This is a genomic window from Microbacterium sp. PAMC21962 (genome assembly GCF_019443465.1).
Lineage (GTDB): Bacteria > Actinomycetota > Actinomycetes > Actinomycetales > Microbacteriaceae > Microbacterium > Microbacterium hominis.
Genome location: NZ_CP080381.1, coordinates 1,435,465 through 1,453,202, shown reverse-complemented (window position 1 = coordinate 1,453,202; position 17,738 = coordinate 1,435,465). Strand labels below are relative to the sequence as shown.

General features: G+C 72.5%; 15 protein-coding genes. 8 read left to right on the top strand and 7 right to left on the bottom strand.

The features are described from left to right. Positions 1–122: 122 nt before the first annotated feature. Positions 123–1,250 (bottom strand): phosphate ABC transporter substrate-binding protein PstS, encoded by a 1,128-nt coding sequence (locus KY498_RS07090; RefSeq protein WP_060960444.1) that lies wholly within the window; start codon positions 1,248–1,250, stop codon positions 123–125. Between the two features lie 192 nt (positions 1,251–1,442). On the opposite strand from KY498_RS07090, the gene KY498_RS07085 reads away from it, so the two are divergent. From KY498_RS07085 to KY498_RS07075, 3 genes are read left to right on the top strand one after another with little or no spacing between them, the layout of a single operon-like run. Beyond that, entirely contained in the window at positions 1,443–2,072 is a 630-nt protein-coding gene (locus KY498_RS07085; RefSeq protein WP_223848860.1) for a hypothetical protein, read from the top strand. Between the two features lies 1 nt (position 2,073). Then, on the top strand, positions 2,074–6,003 hold the full coding sequence (locus KY498_RS07080; RefSeq protein ID WP_191008106.1) for a Pls/PosA family non-ribosomal peptide synthetase: 3,930 nt from the start codon (positions 2,074–2,076) through the stop codon (positions 6,001–6,003). Then, a complete protein-coding gene (locus KY498_RS07075; protein WP_191008107.1) occupies positions 6,000–7,307 on the top strand; it encodes a M1 family metallopeptidase in 1,308 nt (435 codons plus the stop codon). Before KY498_RS07080 ends, KY498_RS07075 begins: the two co-directional genes overlap by 4 nt. Positions 7,308–7,457: 150 nt before the next feature. Here the strand turns inward: KY498_RS07075 and KY498_RS07070 are convergent, their stop codons facing one another. The 4 genes from KY498_RS07070 to KY498_RS07055 form a co-directional block, all read right to left on the bottom strand. Then, a complete protein-coding gene (locus tag KY498_RS07070) occupies positions 7,458–8,000 on the bottom strand; it encodes a chemotaxis protein CheY (RefSeq protein WP_191008108.1) in 543 nt (180 codons plus the stop codon). Between the two features lie 3 nt (positions 8,001–8,003). Further along, positions 8,004–8,942: an NUDIX domain-containing protein gene (locus tag KY498_RS07065; protein WP_060959917.1), complete on the bottom strand. Its 939-nt coding sequence runs from the start codon at positions 8,940–8,942 to the stop codon at positions 8,004–8,006. Further along, positions 8,939–11,107 (bottom strand): RNA degradosome polyphosphate kinase, encoded by a 2,169-nt coding sequence (locus KY498_RS07060; RefSeq protein ID WP_191008109.1) that lies wholly within the window; start codon positions 11,105–11,107, stop codon positions 8,939–8,941. Before KY498_RS07060 ends, KY498_RS07065 begins: the two co-directional genes overlap by 4 nt. A 69-nt stretch (positions 11,108–11,176) precedes the next feature. Then, on the bottom strand, positions 11,177–11,875 hold the full coding sequence (locus tag KY498_RS07055; RefSeq protein WP_060959915.1) for a response regulator transcription factor: 699 nt from the start codon (positions 11,873–11,875) through the stop codon (positions 11,177–11,179). Between the two features lie 124 nt (positions 11,876–11,999). Here KY498_RS07055 and KY498_RS07050 point away from each other — a divergent pair, with 124 nt between their 5' ends. The 4 genes from KY498_RS07050 (at position 12,000) to KY498_RS07035 (ending at position 15,280) form a co-directional block, all read left to right on the top strand. Continuing rightward, entirely contained in the window at positions 12,000–12,287 is a 288-nt protein-coding gene (locus tag KY498_RS07050; RefSeq protein WP_061782262.1) for a hypothetical protein, read from the top strand. A gap of 134 nt (positions 12,288–12,421) precedes the next feature. Next, positions 12,422–13,027: an FABP family protein gene (locus tag KY498_RS07045; RefSeq protein ID WP_191008110.1), complete on the top strand. Its 606-nt coding sequence runs from the start codon at positions 12,422–12,424 to the stop codon at positions 13,025–13,027. A gap of 7 nt (positions 13,028–13,034) precedes the next feature. Beyond that, a complete protein-coding gene (locus KY498_RS07040; protein WP_191008111.1) occupies positions 13,035–14,132 on the top strand; it encodes a folate-binding protein YgfZ in 1,098 nt (365 codons plus the stop codon). Positions 14,133–14,248: 116 nt separating this feature from the next. Next, the gene (locus tag KY498_RS07035) at positions 14,249–15,280 is read left to right on the top strand and encodes an aromatic acid exporter family protein (protein WP_223849512.1); all 1,032 of its coding nucleotides are present in this window, start codon (positions 14,249–14,251) and stop codon (positions 15,278–15,280) included. Positions 15,281–15,301: 21 nt separating this feature from the next. Here KY498_RS07035 and KY498_RS07030 read toward each other — a convergent pair whose 3' ends face one another. Continuing rightward, entirely contained in the window at positions 15,302–16,141 is an 840-nt protein-coding gene (locus KY498_RS07030; RefSeq protein WP_191008112.1) for a class I SAM-dependent methyltransferase, read from the bottom strand. A gap of 41 nt (positions 16,142–16,182) precedes the next feature. On the opposite strand from KY498_RS07030, the gene KY498_RS07025 reads away from it, so the two are divergent. After that, positions 16,183–16,932 (top strand): phosphoglyceromutase, encoded by a 750-nt coding sequence (locus KY498_RS07025; protein ID WP_060959912.1) that lies wholly within the window; start codon positions 16,183–16,185, stop codon positions 16,930–16,932. A gap of 84 nt (positions 16,933–17,016) precedes the next feature. On the opposite strand, the gene phoU is transcribed toward KY498_RS07025, so the two are convergent. Then, complete coding sequence (phoU, locus tag KY498_RS07020) at positions 17,017–17,718, bottom strand: phosphate signaling complex protein PhoU (RefSeq protein ID WP_060959911.1); 702 nt, start codon at positions 17,716–17,718, stop codon at positions 17,017–17,019. Between the last annotated feature and the right edge of the window lie 20 nt (positions 17,719–17,738).

Genomic DNA, 17,738 nt, shown 5'->3' with positions numbered 1-17,738 from the left:
GATCGCAGAGTCGGGCTGTGCTGTCCGGCTCAGCAGGACCGTCGATCCGGGGATCGACGACCCTGCTCAGCCAGGTCCGGTCTGCGCAGCGTGAGCCGCGCAGACCGGACCGGGACGAGGTGCTACTTGATCGCCGCGAGCGTCTTCGCGGCGTCGGCCAGCACCGACTCGGGAAGCGGCGCCGATCCGGCGTTCTTCTCCGCGACCGACTGGCCGAGCGAGCTGGTGACGAAGCCGAGGTACGACTTCACGAGCTCCGCCTGCGCGGCGTCCTTGAAGGTGGAGCAGACGACAGCGTACGAGACCAGCGGGATCGGGTACGACTCCGGGGTCAGCTTGCTGTAGTCGAACTTCTTCGACAGGTCGCCGGCGACGCCGTTGGAGTTGTCGACCGCGGCGGCCTCGAAGGTCTTCGAGACGGCCTCGCCGCTGTACGCGACCGCGGTGCCGTCGGTGACGATCGAGGCGGCGTTCAGCGTGCCGATCGCGGAGTGGTCGGCGTAGCCGATGGTGCCCGAGCCCGCCTTGACGGCCTCGACGACGCCGGAGCCGCCCTTCTGCTTCGAGACGTTGCCCTCGACCGGCCAGTCCTTGCCCGCGGGGAAGGTCCACACCGACGACTGGGTCGCGGCGAGGTAGTTGGTGAAGTTCTGGGTCGTGCCGGAGCCGTCCGAGCGGGCGACCGTGGTGATCGCGCCGGCGGCCAGAGCGGTGCCGTTGTCCTTCGTGATGGCCGGGTCGGACCAGTCGGTGATCTGGAGGGCGAAGATCTTCGCGATCGTCTCGCCGCTCAGCTGCAGCTTGGTGACGCCGGGGATGTTGAAGATGATCGCGACGCCGTCGAGGTAGATCGGGATGTTGATCCCGCCCTCGGTGCACAGCGCCTTCGACTGCGCCGTCTGGTCGGCGTTCAGCGGCGAGTCGGAGCCGGCGAAGTCGTACGCGCCGCTCAGGAAGTTGGTGACGCCGCCGCCGGAGCCCTGCGACTTGTCGTAGTTGATCGTCACGTTCTTGGCGGTCGCGTTGTAGGCGGTCGTCCAGGCCTGCTGCGCGTTGGACTGAGCGCTCGAGCCGCCGGCGGTGATCGTGCCGCTCAGGTTCGGGTCGATCTGGAAGGCGACGTCCGAGCTGGTCGCCGTCGGGCTCGCGCTCTCGGCCGGCGTGTTGCCGCCGGACGACGCGCAGCCCGTCAGGGCGAGGGCGGCGACGGCCGCGAGAGCGCCCAGCTGGGAGATACGGGTGAGCTTCACTGTGAATCCTTCACGTTGTTCGGGAGATGCGGCCCGGTGCAGGGCACGCCCCGACGCTAGACAGCGACTCTTACCGGCCGGCGCTGTGGAGGTGAACGACGGGTTAACGATGCCGTGCGATCGCGTGCTCCCGCCGTCGCGGCGCGGCACCGGTTCTCCGACGGTTCACCTGGCACGCCTACGATGAGCGCCATGGGCACCAAGAGCACCTCCGAGCGCGCGGCGCGCGACGCCGTCACCGATGCATCCGCGGCAGCGAAGACAGCGGCCAAGACGGCGAAGAGCCTTCCCAAGAAGCTCGCCGCCGGCCTGGAGGAGTACATCGAGGAGGCGCGCGACGCCGCGGACGTGTCGAAGAAGCGTCTGCGCCGCAAACCACGCGCCGTGACCCGCGAGGCCGAACGCGCCGTGCGCCGGCTGGAGCGCGCGGTCGCGAAGGCCGTCTCGGCGGCCGACCGCAAGGCGCGGCTTCGCGCCGAAGCCCGCCAGAGCGCGGCGGAGGCCGAGCGGGCCGCCGCCCGGGCTGCCGCCGAGGCCGCGGAAGCCAAGGCGTTGAAGAAGGCGGCCCGCCGTGCGGAGCGGGCCGCGGCGCGCGCGGATGCCGAGGCCGTCGCGGCATCCGACGCACTCGCGTCCGAGCTGGCCGCTCCGGGCGCCACCGCCGCCGCGAGCACCCCCGCGGACGCCGACGCGGAGCCGGGCGGACCGGCGTCGGAGCTCGCGGCGCTCACGGTCGCGCAGCTGCGCGATCGCGCCCGCACCGACGGCCGCTCCGGGTACTCGCGTCTGACCAAGGCGCAGCTGATCGATCTGCTCTCCTGACGTGACGGGCTCTGCGCAGACGGCACTGGACCGGTCGGCCGCCGCGCCGCCGGCCCGGACCCTTCTGGACGTCCTCCGGGCGACCACGCTCGCCTTCCCCGAGGCGTCCGCGATCGACGACGGCTCGGGTGCGCTGAGCTACCGCGAGCTGATGGCGCGGGTCGGGGCGACGGCCGCCCGTCTGCACGACGCGGGGGTGCGCCGCGGCGACCGCGTGGGCGTGCGGATGCCGTCGGGGTCGAAGGAGCTCTACATCGCGATCCTGGGGATCATCGCCGCGGGCGCCGCCTACGTGCCCGTCGACGCGGACGACCCCGACGAGCGCGCCCAGCTCGTCTTCGGGGAGGCCGGCGTGAGCGGCGTCGTCTCGGGAGTGGGGGAGTACTCCCCGGCATCCGGCGACGCGGCCGTCGGCCGCGGCCTGTTCGACGGGGCGGCGCCGCACCCGGCGACGCAGGCGATCATCGCCGTGCCGCCGCCGAGCGTCGACGACGACGCCTGGGTCATCTTCACGTCGGGGTCCACGGGCGTGCCCAAGGGCGTCGCGGTCAGTCACCGCTCCGCGGCCGCGTTCGTGGATGCCGAGGCGCGCCTGTTCGTGCCCGATGCGCCGCTCGGGCCGCAGGACCGCGTGCTGGCCGGGCTGTCGGTGGCCTTCGACGCGTCGTGCGAGGAGATGTGGCTGGCGTGGCGTCACGGTGCATGCCTGGTGCCGGCGCCGCGGTCGCTCGTGCGCTCGGGGGAGGATCTCGCGCCGTGGCTGCTGCGGCAGGGCATCACGGTGGTCTCCACGGTGCCGACCCTCGCCGCGATGTGGCCGGCCGATGCGATCGAGAACGTGCGTCTGCTCATCTTCGGCGGCGAGGCCTGCCCGCCCGAGCTGGCCGCGCGCCTCGTCGCCGACGGCCGGGAGGTGTGGAACACCTACGGCCCCACCGAGGCGACGGTCGTCGCGTGTGCGGCGCCTCTCGACGGCTCGGTGCCGGTGCGCATCGGCCTGCCGCTGGACGGGTGGAAGCTCGCGGTCGTCGACGCCGACGGGCAGCCGGTCGCCGAGGGCGGTGTCGGTGAGCTCATCATCGGCGGCGTCGGTCTCGCGCGCTACCTCGACCCCGCCAAGGATGCCGAGAAGTACGCCCCCCTGCCGACGCTCGGATGGGACCGCGCCTACCGCTCCGGCGACCTCGTCCGTTACGAGTCCGAAGGCCTCGTCTTCCAGGGGCGCGCCGACGACCAGGTGAAGGTCGGCGGACGTCGCATCGAGCTCGGCGAGGTCGAGGCGGCGCTGCAGGACCTGCCCGGTGTCACCGGCGCCGCGGCCGCCGTGCGCACGACCGAGGCCGGGGTCCCCGTGCTCGTCGGCTACCTCGCGGCGCCGCCCGACTTCGACCGCCTGGCGGCGCGCGCCGACCTCGCCGCACGTCTGCCCGCGCCCATGGTCCCGCTCCTCGCGGTGGTCGACGAGCTGCCGGTGCGCACCTCCGGCAAGGTCGACCGTGCCGCGCTGCCGTGGCCGCTGCCGAACGTCGAGCTGCCCGCCTCCGACCTCTCCCCGGGCGAGGCCTGGCTCGCGCAGCAGTGGCTCGCCGTGCTCGGGATGCCGGTCGTCGATCGGAAGGCGGACTTCTTCGACCTGGGCGGCGGCTCGCTCGCCGCGGCGCAGCTCGTGTCGCGGCTGCGCACGCGTGTGCCGGAGTTCTCGGTCGCCGACATCTACGACGTGCCCCGTCTCGGGGCGATGGCGAAGGCGCTCGGATCGGGCCTGCAGGAGGAGGCGTCGACCACGTTCCACCGCCCCGAGCCCACGCCGCGGCGCGCGCAGTGGGCGCAGACCGTGCTCGCCGTCCCGCTGTTCATCCTCTCCGGCATCCGATGGATGCTGTACCTGCTCACGGCCGCGGCCCTGCTGCAGCTGGTCCCCGGCTTCGACGTCCTGCCCGATGCGCCGCTGTGGCTGCTGGTGGTCGGCCTCGTCCTCTTCGCGACGCCGTTCGGTCGCATGGCGATCGCCGCGGCATCCGCTCGACTGCTGCTCGCCCGCGTCCGCCCCGGCGACTACCCGCGCGGCGGCTGGGTGCACATCCGACTCTGGCTGGCCGAGCAGATCGCCGACCAGGTGGATGCCGTCGGGCTCGCCGGAGCGCCGTGGGTGAGCTACTACGCACGGGCGCTCGGTGCCCGCATCGGCAGCGGCGTCGATCTGCACGCCCTGCCGCCGATCACCGGCATGCTCGACATCGGGGACGGCGCGGCCATCGAGCCCGAGGTCGACCTGTCGGGGTATTGGATCGACGGCGATGTCGTGCGCATCGGCGGCATCCGCATCGGCGCCGGAGCCACCGTCGGCTCGCGCAGCACGCTCGCTCCGGGAACGCGCATCGGCCGCCGAGCCGAGATCGCTCCGGGCTCCGCCGTGTTCGGCCGCGTCCGCGCCGACCAGACCTGGGCCGGCTCGCCGGCGGTGCGCGTCGGCGGCACGTCGGCGCAATGGCCGGTCGAGCGGGCGCCCGCGCCGAACCGCTGGCTGTGGGCCTACGCCGCGTCGGCGCTGGGTCTCGCCCTGCTGCCGCTGGTCGCCTTCGCGGCGGGCGGGCTCGTCGTCGCCCGCGGCATGGTGGGCGCCTCGTCGCTGGCGGCGGCGCTCGGCGGTGCGCTGGTGTGGCTCGTGCCGGGCGTCATCGTCGCGGGGCTGGTCTTCGCCGCCGTCGTGGTGCTCGCGGTGCGCCTGCTGTCCGTCGGGCTGCGGGAGGGCGTCCATCCCGTCCGCAGCCGCATCGGGTGGCAGGCGTGGACGATCGAGCGCCTGCTCGACTCCGCCCGCACCATCCTGTTCCCGCTGTACTCGAGCCTGTTCACGCCGGTCTGGCTGCGTCTGCTCGGGGCCCGGGTGGGCCGTGACGTCGAAGCATCCACCGTGCTGCTGATCCCCTCTCTCACCCGCATCGAGGACGGTGCCTTCCTCGCCGACGACACGATGGTCGCCTCCTACGAGCTGCACGGCGGCTGGATGCGGCTCGGGCCCGTGCGCATCGGCAAGCGCGCGTTCCTCGGCAACTCCGGCATGGCCGCGCCGGGGCACCGCGTGCCGCGCGACGGCCTCGTCGCCGTCCTGTCGGCCGCGCCGCTGAAGGCCAAGCCGGGATCGTCGTGGCTGGGCTCGCCCGCCGTCCGGCTGCGGCGGCGCTCCGCGGAGGGCGACGAGTCGCGCACCTACCGGCCGCCCGTGCGGCTGCGGGTCGCGCGCACGCTCTGGGAGCTGTGCAGGTTCGTCCCCGTCGTCGTCACCTGCGCGATCGGGCTGCTGGTCGTCTTCGTGCTGGCGGCCCTCATCGAGGTCGCCGGACTCGGCGTCGCGATCCTGCTCTCCGGCGTCGTCCTGCTGTGCGCGGGCGCCGTCGCCGCGGGCGTGTCCACGGCCGCGAAGTGGCTGATCGTGGGCCCGATCCGCGCCGGCGAGCAGCCGTTGTGGTCGAGCTTCGTGTGGCGCACCGAGGTGTCGGACACCTTCACCGAGATGGTGGCCGCGCCGTGGTTCGCGCGGGCCGCCACCGGCACTCCGGCGCTCGCGGTCTGGCTGCGCTCGCTCGGCTCGCGCATCGGCCGCGGCGTCTGGTGCGACAGCTACTGGCTGCCCGAGCCCGACCTGGTGACTCTCGGGGACGGATCCACCGTGAACCGGGGATGCGTCGTGCAGACGCACCTTTTCCATGATCGAATCATGAGCATGGACACCGTCGAACTCGCGGCCGGGGCGACCCTCGGACCCCACAGCGTCATCCTCCCGGCGGCCAGTATCGGCGCCCACGCCACGGTGGGCCCGGCATCCCTGGTCATGCGCGGCGAGACCGTGCCGGTGGGATCACGCTGGAGCGGCAATCCCATCGGTCCCTGGAACGCCGTCACGGTGCGCGCGTACCAGTCCACCTCGTGAGCGGGCACGACCCCTACGCCCCCGAGAGCGGCGATCCGGGCTTCGACGTCGAGTCCTACGACGTGGCGATCGACTACCGCGTGCGCACCAACCGGCTGGAGGGGCGCGCGACGATCAACGCGGTCGCCGCCGCACCGGTGTCGGCAGTCAGCATCGACCTCGTGGGGCTGCGCGCCTCGCGGGTGCGCGTCGACGGCGACCGTCGCACGCGGTTCGCGCAGGGGCCGCGCAAGCTCCGCGTCACGCTGCCGCACCGCATACATCCCGGGGAGCGGTTCTCGATCGAGGTGGTCTACGCCGGCGCCCCCGCCCCGCGGCGCTCCCGCTGGGGCACGATCGGGTGGGAGGAGCTCGAGGACGGCGCGCTCGTGGCCTCGCAGCCCACCGGGGCGCCCACGTGGTTCCCCTGCAACGACCGTCCCGACGCGCGGGCGCCGATGCGACTGGCGGTGACGACGGATGCCGGCTACCTCCCCGTGCTCACGGGACGACCGGCCGCACAGGCGACGGCCGGCGGACGGCTGACGGTCACGTCGGTGTCCGCCGTGCCGGTGGCCACCTACCTCGTCGCGGTGCACATCGGCCCGTACGAGCAGACCCTGCTCGGATCCCGCGACGACGGCGACGGCGACGGGGTGCGGGTGTTCGCCCCCGCCGGGCTCCGCCGCGAGGTGACGCGGGCGTTCGCGGACGTCCCGCGCATGCTCGCGTTGTTCGAGGAGTCCTTCGGCCCGTATCCGCAGGAGGCGTGCACGCTCGTCGTGACGCCCGACGAGCTCGAGATCCCGCTGGAGGCCCAGGGCCTGGCGGTCTTCGGCAGCAACCACCTGGTGCCCGAGGAGCAGCGGCTGATCGCCCACGAGCTCGCCCACCAGTGGTTCGGCAACAGCGTCGGCATCGGGCGCTGGAGCGACATCTGGCTCAACGAGGGCTTCGCCTGCTTCGCAGAGTGGCTGTGGTTCGAGCGGTCCGGCGCGGCGACGGTGGCGGAGAAGGCGGCGAAGCACCACGCCCGTTTGCGGGCGCTGCCGCAGGATCTGCTGCTCAGCGACCCCGGACCCGATCTCATGTTCGACGACCGCGTCTACAAGCGGGGCGCGCTCACCCTCTACGCCCTGCGGTGCCGCATCGGTCCTCCGGCGTTCACGCGGGTGCTCCACGACTGGGTCGAGACGTATCGGCACACACTCGCGACGACCGACGACTTCCGCGCGCTCGCCGAGCGCGTCGCCGGCCGCGACCTCGACGACGTGTTCACGCCGTGGCTCGACCGCGCGGAGCTGCCGTCGCTGCCGCGGCCGTAGGCCCGCCGCCGCGCCCGCACCCGCCGCGCCCGCGCCTGCGCCCGCGCCCGCGGCCGCGCCGGTAGCCCGTGACGAACGTCGGAGTTGTGATCGCGCCGACGCCGATGGCCGCGTGTCGCGAGCGCTTTCGGCACGAATCTCCGACGATCGTCACGCGCCCGCGGCGACTCGTCCCGCGTGGGTGAGAACGGCGGCGCAGACGAGGACCCCGGGGGGACCCTCGACCTCCGCGCCGTGCACGACCCGCGCGGTGCCCGGCAGCCGGGCGACCCAGCGATCGCCGTCGTCGCCGGCGATCGCGACGGATGCCGCGTCCACCGCCAGTCCGCGGCCGTCGGCCTTCAGTGCGGCCTCGGCGCGAACCCACCGCCGCAGCCCTCCCGGGATGCCGCCGGCCGCCTCGCGCACCGGATCGTGCAACGGCTCGGCGTCGAGGGCGAACCCGTCGGCGGCGTCACGGGGGAGGATGCCGACGACCGCCGTCGCCCCGGCGTAGGTCACCGCCGCCCACCAGGGCGCACCGCGGAGCTGCACCGGGCCGTGCGCACCCCCGCACCGGGGGCACGGGTTGGTCAGCACGACCTCGGGCGCCCCGGCCTCCGCCAGCAGCGTCCGCAGCAGCGCCCACGCGGCCTCGCGCCGAGCGATCCGCCCGGGCGGCACCGGACCCCACGCGAGACGCAGGCCCTCCACCGGCTACAGCTTCGGCTCGTGCGTCTCGATCGCGATGATGCCGGACCCCGGATTGGTCGCCGACAGGTGCACGACGGAGAACGCTCCCGTGTCCAGCGCCGAGGCGCTGCCCAGGTACGACCCGTGCAGGGTGCCGGTCGCGAGGGCGAGCTCCGACAGGATGCCGGGAAGCACCGGTCCGTGACTGCACAGCACCGCGGGCTTGCGCGAGCGCACGCGCCGGCCGATGACGGCGCGCACGTCGGAGGTGCCGTCCTCCCACGCGTCCTGGCTGAGCGCGCTCGTGCGGTGGATCTCCTTGCCGAGGCTCGCGGCCAGCGGCGTCACGGTCGTGACGCAGCGGACCGCGTCGCTCGAGACGATCTTGCGCACACCGAACGCGCGGAGCGGACCGACGGCGGCCGCCGCCTGCTTCGCCCCGCGTGCGGTGAGGGGACGCGCCGCATCCGCACCGTCCCAGTCCTCGCGGGGGAGCGCTTTGGCGTGGCGCAGCACGACGATCGGGAACGTCGCGAGCACACCGTCGTCGACGTAGCGCAGGAACTCCTCGAGGATCTCCACGTCGACCGGGTACGAGAGCTTCGCGAGCGCTTTGCGCGGCGACAGCCACTCGATCGCGGCGATCTCCTTGTTGGGCACGAACGCGGACGCGCGGATCGCGGCATCCGTCGCCTCCGCCGACCAGTAGTGCACGATCTTCTGCCGCTTGTTGGGCATGCGGTAGCGCGAGACGCCGACCGGGATGCCGAGCGCGACCCGGATGCCGGTTTCCTCGAAGATCTCGCGGACGGCGGTCTCGGCCAGGCTCTCGCCGGGATCGACCTTGCCCTTCGGGATGGTCACGTCGGCGTAGGCCGTGCGGTGGATCACGAGGACGCGGAGCTTGCCGTCGACGACGCGCCAGACCACTCCGCCGGCGGCGTAGACGGCGGTGTCGGTCATCGCACCGCCCGGGCCCGCCGCCGACGCTGCACCTGCGCCATCGTGCGGTCCTGCAGGTCGACGAGCGGCTTGCCGTCGGCATCCGTGCTGTGGCGCTGCCACTCGCCGCTGTCCTGGAGGTGCCAGGAGCTCGTCTCGTCGCTCATCGCCAGATCGAACAGGTCGACGAGCTCCTTGATCTGGGCCGGCGCCACGACGCGGACCAGGGCCTCGACGCGGCGGTCGAGGTTGCGGTGCATCATGTCGGCGCTGCCGATGAACACCTGCGGTTCACCGGCCCCGGCGAACGCGAAGATGCGCGAGTGCTCGAGGTAGCGGCCGAGGATCGATCGGACCGTGATGTTGTCGCTCACGCCGGGCAGCCCCACCTTGAGCGAGCAGATGCCGCGCACCCAGACGTCGACGCGCACCCCGGCCTGGCTGGCGCGGTACAGGGCGTCGATGATCTGCTCGTCGACCATCGAGTTGACCTTGATGCGGATGTGGGCCGGCTTGCCCTCGAGGGCGTGGCGCCGCTCGTTCTCGATCTGGCGCAGCAGCCCCTTGCGCAGGTGCAACGGGGCGACGAGCAGACGCTTGAACTTCTTCTCGATCGCGTAGCCGCTGAGCTCGTTGAACAGGCGCGTGAGGTCACGGCCCACCTGCTCGTCGGCGGTGAAGAGCCCGAAGTCCTCGTAGATGCGGCTGGTCTTCGGGTTGTAGTTGCCGGTGCCGATGTGGCTGTAGCTGCGTAGCATCCCGTCTTCCTCGCGGATGACGTGCAGGAGCTTGCAGTGCGTCTTCAGCCCGACGAGGCCGTATACGACGTGCACGCCGGCCTTCTCGAGCTTTCGGGCCCAGACGATGTTCGCCGCCTCGTCGAAGCGCGCCTTGACCTCGACCAGCGCGAGCACCTGCTTGCCGCGTTCGGCCGCGTCGATGAGCGCCTGGACGATCGGGCTGTCGCCCGAGGTGCGGTACAGCGTCTGCTTGATGGCGAGCACGTGCGGGTCGCGCGCCGCCTGCTCGAGGAAGCTCACGACGCTCGTCGTGAACGACTCGTACGGGTGGTGCACGAGCACGTCGCCCTTGCGGATCGCCGCGAAGAAGTCGGCACGGCCGTTCTGCTCGAGCGGCTGGAACGCCGGCGCCGTCGTCGGCACGTGGGCCGGGTAGTGAAGTTCGGGCCGATCGATGCGGGAGAGGTCGAACAGGCCCCGCAGGTCGAGGTGGCCCGGCAGGCGGTACACCTCCTGCTCGGTGATGTCGAGCTCGGCGATCAGGAGGTCGAGCGTGACGTCGTCCATGTCCTCGGTGACCTCGAGGCGGATCGGGGGACCGAAGCGTCGGCGCAGGAGCTCCGCTTCGAGGGCCTGGATGAGGTTCTCGGTCTCGTCCTCCTCGATCACGACGTCCTCGTTGCGCGTCAGACGGAACGTGTGGTGCTCGAGGATCTCCATGCCCGGGAAGAGGTCGCCGAGGTGGTTGGCGATGAGCTGCTCCAGCGGCAGGTAACGCGCCCGCCCGGGCTCGCCGGGGACGGCGACGAAACGGGGCAGCATCGGCGGAACCTTCAGACGCGCGAACTCCTGACGGCCCGTCTTGGCGTTGCGGATGCGGATCGCGAGGTTCAGTGACAGGCCCGAGATGTACGGGAAGGGGTGCGCCGGGTCGACGGCCAGCGGCATGAGCACCGGGAACACCTGCGACTGGAAGTAGTCGGAGAGCTCGTCGCGGTCGGCGGCGGTCAGATCGTCCCAGGAGATCACGTCGATGCCGGCGTCGGACAGGGCCGGCTGCACCATGTCGAGCCAGACGGCCGCTTGACGCAGCTGCAGCGCGTGGGCGGCATCCGAGATGTCGGCGAGCACGTCCTGAGGAGCGCGGCCCACGTTGGTCGGCACGGCGAGCCCCGTGACGATGCGTCGCTTGAGCCCCGCGACGCGGACCATGAAGAACTCGTCGAGGTTGCTGGCGAAGATCGCGAGGAAGTTCGCGCGCTCCAGGACCGGCAGCGAGGGATCCTCCGCGAGCTCCAGCACGCGCTGGTTGAACGCGAGCCAGCTGAGCTCGCGGTCCATGTAGCGGTGCTCGGGAAGCTGCGCGTCGCCGTCTTCGACCATCTCGTCGAAGTCGTCGTCGTCCTCGTCGCCCAGCCCGGTGTCCAGAACGTCGGTGTCGATCATTACCTCATCATGTCAGGGCCAGGTGACCGCCGCGTTAACCGCGTGGTCGATCGTGCGCCCGCGACGAGATCAGGCCTGGGAGGCCTCGCGGGGCGACGGGATCTGGTCGTCCTCGTAGACGTTGAACCGGTACCCGACGTTGCGGACGGTGCCGATGAGCTGCTCGAGGTCGCCGAGCTTGGCGCGCAGACGCCGCACGTGCACGTCGACCGTGCGCGTGCCGCCGAAGTAGTCGTAGCCCCACACCTCGCTCAGCAGCTGCTCGCGCGTGAAGACGCGCGAGGGGTGCGTCGCGAAGAAGTGGAGGAGCTGGAACTCCTTGTAGGTGAGATCCAGCGGCTTGCCGTGCACCTTCGCCGAGTAGGACGACTCGTCGATCGTGATGCCGGAGGTCTGGATGCGGCTGGACACCTGCGCCGCCGACTGCCGCCCCACCGCGAGCCGGATGCGCGCGTCGACCTCGGCGGGGCCCGCGCCGACGAGGATGACGTCGTCGATGCCCCAGTCGGTCGACACGGCCGTCAGTCCGCCCTCGGTGACGACGAGCACCAGGGGGGCGTCGAGCCCCGTCGTGTTGAGGATCTTGCACAGCGACTTGGCGCCCACCAGGTCGGTGCGCGCGTCGACGAAGATCACATCGGAGCTCGGCGCGTTCACGAGCTGGGCGGGCTCGGCCGGGATCTGCCGCACGCGATGGCTGAGCAGCTCGAGCGCGGGCAGGACGGGACTGCCGCCCGGGGCGGAACTCAAGACGAGCAGCTGAGCCAATGGGGTCCCTTCCGGTCCTGATGCCCGAACCGTGCCCCCATCTTAGAACCCGGGCGCGGCGGCGACGTGCGCACGTGCGGACGCGGTGAGTGCGCGGACGCGGCGCGTCGGTGACAATGGACCCATGACGCTTCCCGGATTGGCGCCCCGCGCCGGATACGGCGGCATCGTCGGGGTCTGGGTCGCCGGCGCCGTGATCGCGATCGCGATCGGCATCCTCGCCCCCGACGAGTGGCGCGCCGCATGGATGCCGGTCGGCATGGCCGCCTGCCTCATCCTCGCGTTCGTGGTGCAACTGGTGCAGGGGCACTCGCAGGGCTTCCTCCGCCGTGTGGCCGCGAGTGCGCTGGGCGCGTTCGTGGTGATGGGGCTGATCGGGCTCGGCCTCGGACTCTCCAGCATGTTCTCGTGAAGGTAGAGTGAGGGTATGGACCTCGTTGCGCTCGAACTCTTCTTCGTCGGGTTGCTCGCGCTCGCCTCGCTCGCGATCGTCTTCGTGTCGGGTGTCGTGATCAAGAACCTCTACCGCGGCCAGCGCTGACGACCATGTTGGACCTGCCGACCGACCTGCCGGCGGATCTCGTCCCGCTCTCGTGGCTCCTGGGCGTCTGGGAGGGCACCGGGGTCATCGACTACGAGGCCGACGACGTCTCGTTCGGCGGCGAGTTCGCCCATCGCGTGAGCTTCAGCCACGACGGCGGCGACTACGTGAACTACTCCGCGAGCGCCTGGCTCCTCGCCGACGACGGCGCGCGCACGCCGCTCGTGGCCGAGACCGGCTACTGGCGCCTCGCCCGGCCCGCCGACGGCGGCGACGCGGGGCCGGCGCTGCTGCCGGCATCCGTCGCGCGCGCGACGCCGCGCACCGCGGACGACGTCGAGCTGCTGCGCAACGCGGAGGGCGGATTCGACCTCGAGGTGGCGCTCGTCCACTCCGACGGGGTCAGCGAGCTGTACGTCGGACAGGTGCGCGGGCCGCGGATCGACATCGCGACGGATGCGGTGGTGCGTCCGGCCAGCGCCAAGGCGTACACCGCCGCGACCCGCATGTACGGCCTCGTCGACGGTCATCTGCTGTGGGCCTGGGACATAGCCGCGCTCGGCGGAGAGCTCGCCGCGCACGCCTCGGCGCGACTGGCGCGGGTCGAGTGATCGCGCCGTGACCGACGACACCGCATCCTCCAGTCCCTTCGCCCGCATTCCCGGCGCGGTCGTCGATGAGCGCGGACTGGCGCACGTCGCCGCCCCCACCCGTGAACAGCGCGATCTGATCGCGGGTCGTGCGCTGGCGCCCCTCGATGACCGGGTCGTGCTCGCCGTCGACGGGGTCGACCGGCTCACCTGGCTGGACTCCATCACGTCTCAGGCCCTCGCCGCGCTCGCCCCCGGCGTGAGCACCGAGCTGCTGGTGCTCGATCCGCAGGGGCACGTGGAGCACGCCGCATCCGTCGTCGACGACGGTGAGCGGACCTGGCTCATCGTCGACCGCTCGCACGCCGACGCGCTGCTGACCTGGCTCACGCGCATGCGCTTCCGCCTGCGCGTCGAGCTGCACGACCTGTCCGACCGGATGGCGGTCATCGGCGGCACCGGCGACGCCGTCGCGGCGCTTCCGGCGCTCGCCGTCTGGCGCGATCCCTGGCCCGAGGTCGGCGTCGGTGGGTGGGGCTACGCGCCCGCGACCCCGCATCCCGGCACCGCCTACGACTGGTCCGAGGCCGTCGTCACGGTCGACACCGCCGCCGACATCGCCGCCGCCGCGGCCTCCGGATCGCAGGCGGTGGCCGGGTGGATGGCCGTCGACGCGGTGCGCGTCGCCGCCTGGCGTCCGCGCGCCGACACCGAGGCCGACGGCCGCGCGCTGCCGCACGAGGCCGACTGGCTGCGCAGTGCCGTCCATCTGGACAAGGGCTGCTACCGCGGGCAGGAGACCGTCGCGAAGGTGCACAACCTGGGGCATCCGCCCCGGCGTCTGGTGTCGCTGCAGCTCGACGGGAGCGACGCGCGGCTTCCCGAACGGGGAGCGGAGGTGTTCTTCGGCGAGGATGCCGTGGGCGCCGTCACCTCGGTCGCGCGCCACCACGAGGAGGGGCCGATCGCGCTCGCGTACGTCAAGCGGACGACGCCGACGGATGCCGAGCTCACCGTCGCCGTCGACGGCGGTGTCGTCGCCGCCGCGCAGGAGGTCATCGTGCCGCCCGACGCGGGCCGCACGGCCGCCGTGCCCCGCATGCCGCGGTTGTCCCGGCGTCGCTGACCGCGGTGGCCGCCGTCCCTCCTCCCGAGCCGCCCGGAAAGCCCCGGCCCCCCGCGTCGCCGCCGACCGCGGCGATCGCCACCGGATGGCGTGCGCGCTGGCATCCCCGCGTCGGCGTGGACCGTGTCGTCGCATCGGCCCCCGCGATCGTCCAGATCGTCGTCGCGGCAACGGTCGCCTTCTCGTTCGCCCACTACGTGCTCGGCCACGCCGCGCCGCTGCTGGCGGCCACCGTCACCGTCTCGAGTCTGGGGTTGGTGCGCGACGCGCGCCCGCGCCGCGTGCTGGAGACGGTCATCGGCATGATCGTCGGCATCCTCGTCGCCGAGATCATCGTGCTGGTCGCCGGCATCGGCTGGTGGCAGCTGGGTCTCACCCTCGCGGCATCCCTCGTCATCGCCCGCTTCCTGTCGCCGCAGCCGGCCTTCGCCATCGCGGCGGCGATCCAGTCGGCGATCGTCATGGTGATCCCCGTGAGCGTGCCGTTCCTGCGGATGATCGACGGCGTGGTTGGCGGCGTCACGGCACTGCTGGTGACGGCGCTGCTGCCGCGCAGTCCGCTGCGTGCCGTGACGCGGGAGGGCGCGGAGCTGTTCGCAGCGTTCGACGGCGCCCTCGCGACCCTCGTGCAGGCGCTGCGGCGCGGTGACCCCGGTCGGGCCGAGCGCGGGCTCAGGAAGGCGCGGGCGCTGCAGGGGCTCGTCGACCAGTGGCGCGCGGGCATCGAGTCGGGCTCGGAGATCGCACGCATCTCGCCGTTCCTGCGTGCGCAGCGTCCGGAGTTCGAGCGTCAGGAACGGGTGCGTGTGCACGTCGATCTCGCGACGCGCAACCTCCGGGTGATCGCGCGGCGCATCGTCTACCTGTGCGACGACCGCACCGCGCGGCCGATCGCCGCCGACCTGCTCAACGAGCTCGGCGCGGGTGCGCGGCTGATCGCCGACGCGCTCGGCGACATCTCGTACGAGCCGGCGGCGCGGGAGGCCGTCCGCGCGGTCGCGGGCCGCCTCGATCCCGGGGTGCTCGCGGACCGCAGCTCGGCCGTCGACCAGACCCTCATCGGGGCGATGCGTCCGCTCGCCGTCGACCTCATGACTGCGGCGGGCATGCCCGCGGACGAGGCGCGTGCCGCCATCCCGCGGGTCTGAGCGGGATCGCCGGGCGGTCGGTCAGGAGGCCGGGGCGACCAGCGTCCACGGCACGGTGACCTCGCCGAGGCGCCAGCGTGCGCGTCCGCCGACGGGCCAGCCGGCGCCGTGCAGCGCGAGCAGGGCCGTGCGCCACCGATGGACGGGACCGAACGACGCGGTCGCGACGGCGCGCGTCCACTCCTCGTCGAGCGCCCGCAGGAAGCCGTGCACGGGCTCGCCCGGGACGTTGTGGTGGATGAGGGCCTTCGGCAGCCTCTCGGCGGCGATCGCGGGGGCTTCGAGCGCGGACAGGCGCAGCGACAGCGTCAGGGTGCGCGGCACGGCGTCGGCGCCGATCTCGAGCCAGGTGCACACCCGCCCCTGCTCGTCGCACGTGCCTTCCACGAGGATGCCGTCGGGCTGCAGTCGTCGCGCCATGCGCGACCAGGCCGCCGGCACGTCGGTCTCGTCGTACTGCCGCAGCACGTTGAACGCCCGCAGCACGGCGGGACGCCGATCGTGCGGCGCGGGCACCTCGAACCCGCCGCGGGCGAACGCGACCCGCGCGTCGCGGGCGAACGGGGTGCGGCCCGCGCGCACGCCGTCGAGTTGGGCGCGCGCCCGTTCGACGCGGCCGGGATCGATCTCCAGCCCGAGCACGTCGACATCGGGACGCACGCGCCGCAGCCGCTGCTCGAGCTCCAGCACCGTCACGGCGCTCGCCCCGTAGCCCAGGTCGACGACGAACGGATCCGCGGCACGGCGCAGCACCGGATGCCGCGCGATCCAGCGGTCGATGCGGCGCAGCCGGTTGGTGTTGGTCGTGCCTCGCGTGATCTGACCGACGACGCCGCGGGCGGGGGCTTTCTCCGGCGGCATCCCCCCATGATGCCAGCCCCCGCGCCGGTAGGATGACGAGCATGACCGCGCCGTACACGCTGATCCTCCTCCGCCACGGGCAGAGCGAGTGGAACAAGACCAACCAGTTCACCGGATGGGTGGACGTCCGCCTCACCGAGCAGGGTCGCGGCGAGGCCGCGCGCGGTGGTGAGCTGCTCAAGGAGTCCGGCATCCTGCCCGACGTGCTGCACACCTCGCTGCTGAGCCGGGCCATCCAGACCGCGAACATCGCCCTGGACACCGCCGACCGTCTGTGGATCCCCGTGAAGCGCTCGTGGCGCCTCAACGAGCGTCACTACGGCGACCTGCAGGGCAAGGACAAGGCGCAGACGCTCGAGGAGTTCGGCGAGGAGCAGTTCATGCTGTGGCGCCGCTCGTTCGACGTGCCGCCGCCGGAGCTCGCCGACGACTCGCCCTACAGCCAGGTCGGCGACCCGCGCTACGCCGGCATCGACGGCGACGTGCCGCGCACCGAGTCGCTGAAGATCGTCATCGACCGTCTGCTCCCGTACTGGGAGAACGAGATCGTCCCCGACCTGAAGGCCGGTAAGACCGTGCTCGTCACGGCACACGGCAACTCGCTGCGCGGCCTGGTCAAGCACCTCGACGGCATCAGCGACGCCGACATCGCCGAGCTCAACATCCCCACCGGCATCCCGCTGGTGTACCGCCTCGGCGAAGACCTCATGCCCGTCGCACCGGGGGAGTACCTCGACCCCGAGGCCGCGGCCGCCGGTGCCGCCGCCGTCGCGAGCCAGGGCAAGGGCTGAGCGCGGCGCGCGAGCGCAACGACGAAGAGGGGGGATGCCGACCGGCATCCCCCCTCTTCGTGTGCGCCCCGGCGGGGCGGAGCCTCACTCGACGTCGTCGAGCGCCTCGCCCTCGGCGATGATGACCGCGATGGTGTCGGTGTCCGGCGTCCAGTCGCCGGTCGCGAGGTAGGCGACCTTCTTGGCGACCGAGACGGCGTGATCGGCGAAACGCTCCAGGTAGCGGCTGGCCAGGGTCGCGTCGACGGTCGCGCCGGCCTCGCCCTGCCAGTTCTCGCTGAGCACCTTCTCGAACACGGAGAGGTGGTGGTCGTCGACCTTGTCGTCCAGCGTGCGCAGCGTCTCGACGAAGGAGAGGTCTTCGGTGCGCAGCAGCTCGGTGAGCGTCTGCGCGACCTCGACGTCGAGCTCGCCCATCTTGGTGAACGTGCCCTTGAGGCCCTTCGGGATCGCGCGCTCCGGGAAGCGCATCCGGGTGAGCTGGGCGATGTGCTCGGCGATGTCGCCCATGCGCTCGAGGGAGGCCGACACGCGCAGCGCCGCCACGACGATGCGCAGATCGCGGGCGACCGGCTGCTGGCGCGCGAGGATCTGGATGGCGAGCTCGTCGAGGGCGACCGCCTTCTCATCGATGACCTGATCGGCCTCGATGACCTCCTCCGCGAGAGCGACGTCGCTCGTGCCGAAGGCGCGCGTGGCCTTGTCGATGGCCTCCGTGACGAGTTCGGCGATCTCCACGAGACGCGACTGCACGTCCTCGAGCGACTGGTGGAAAACTTCGCGCATCAGGGTGCCTCTCTTCCGGC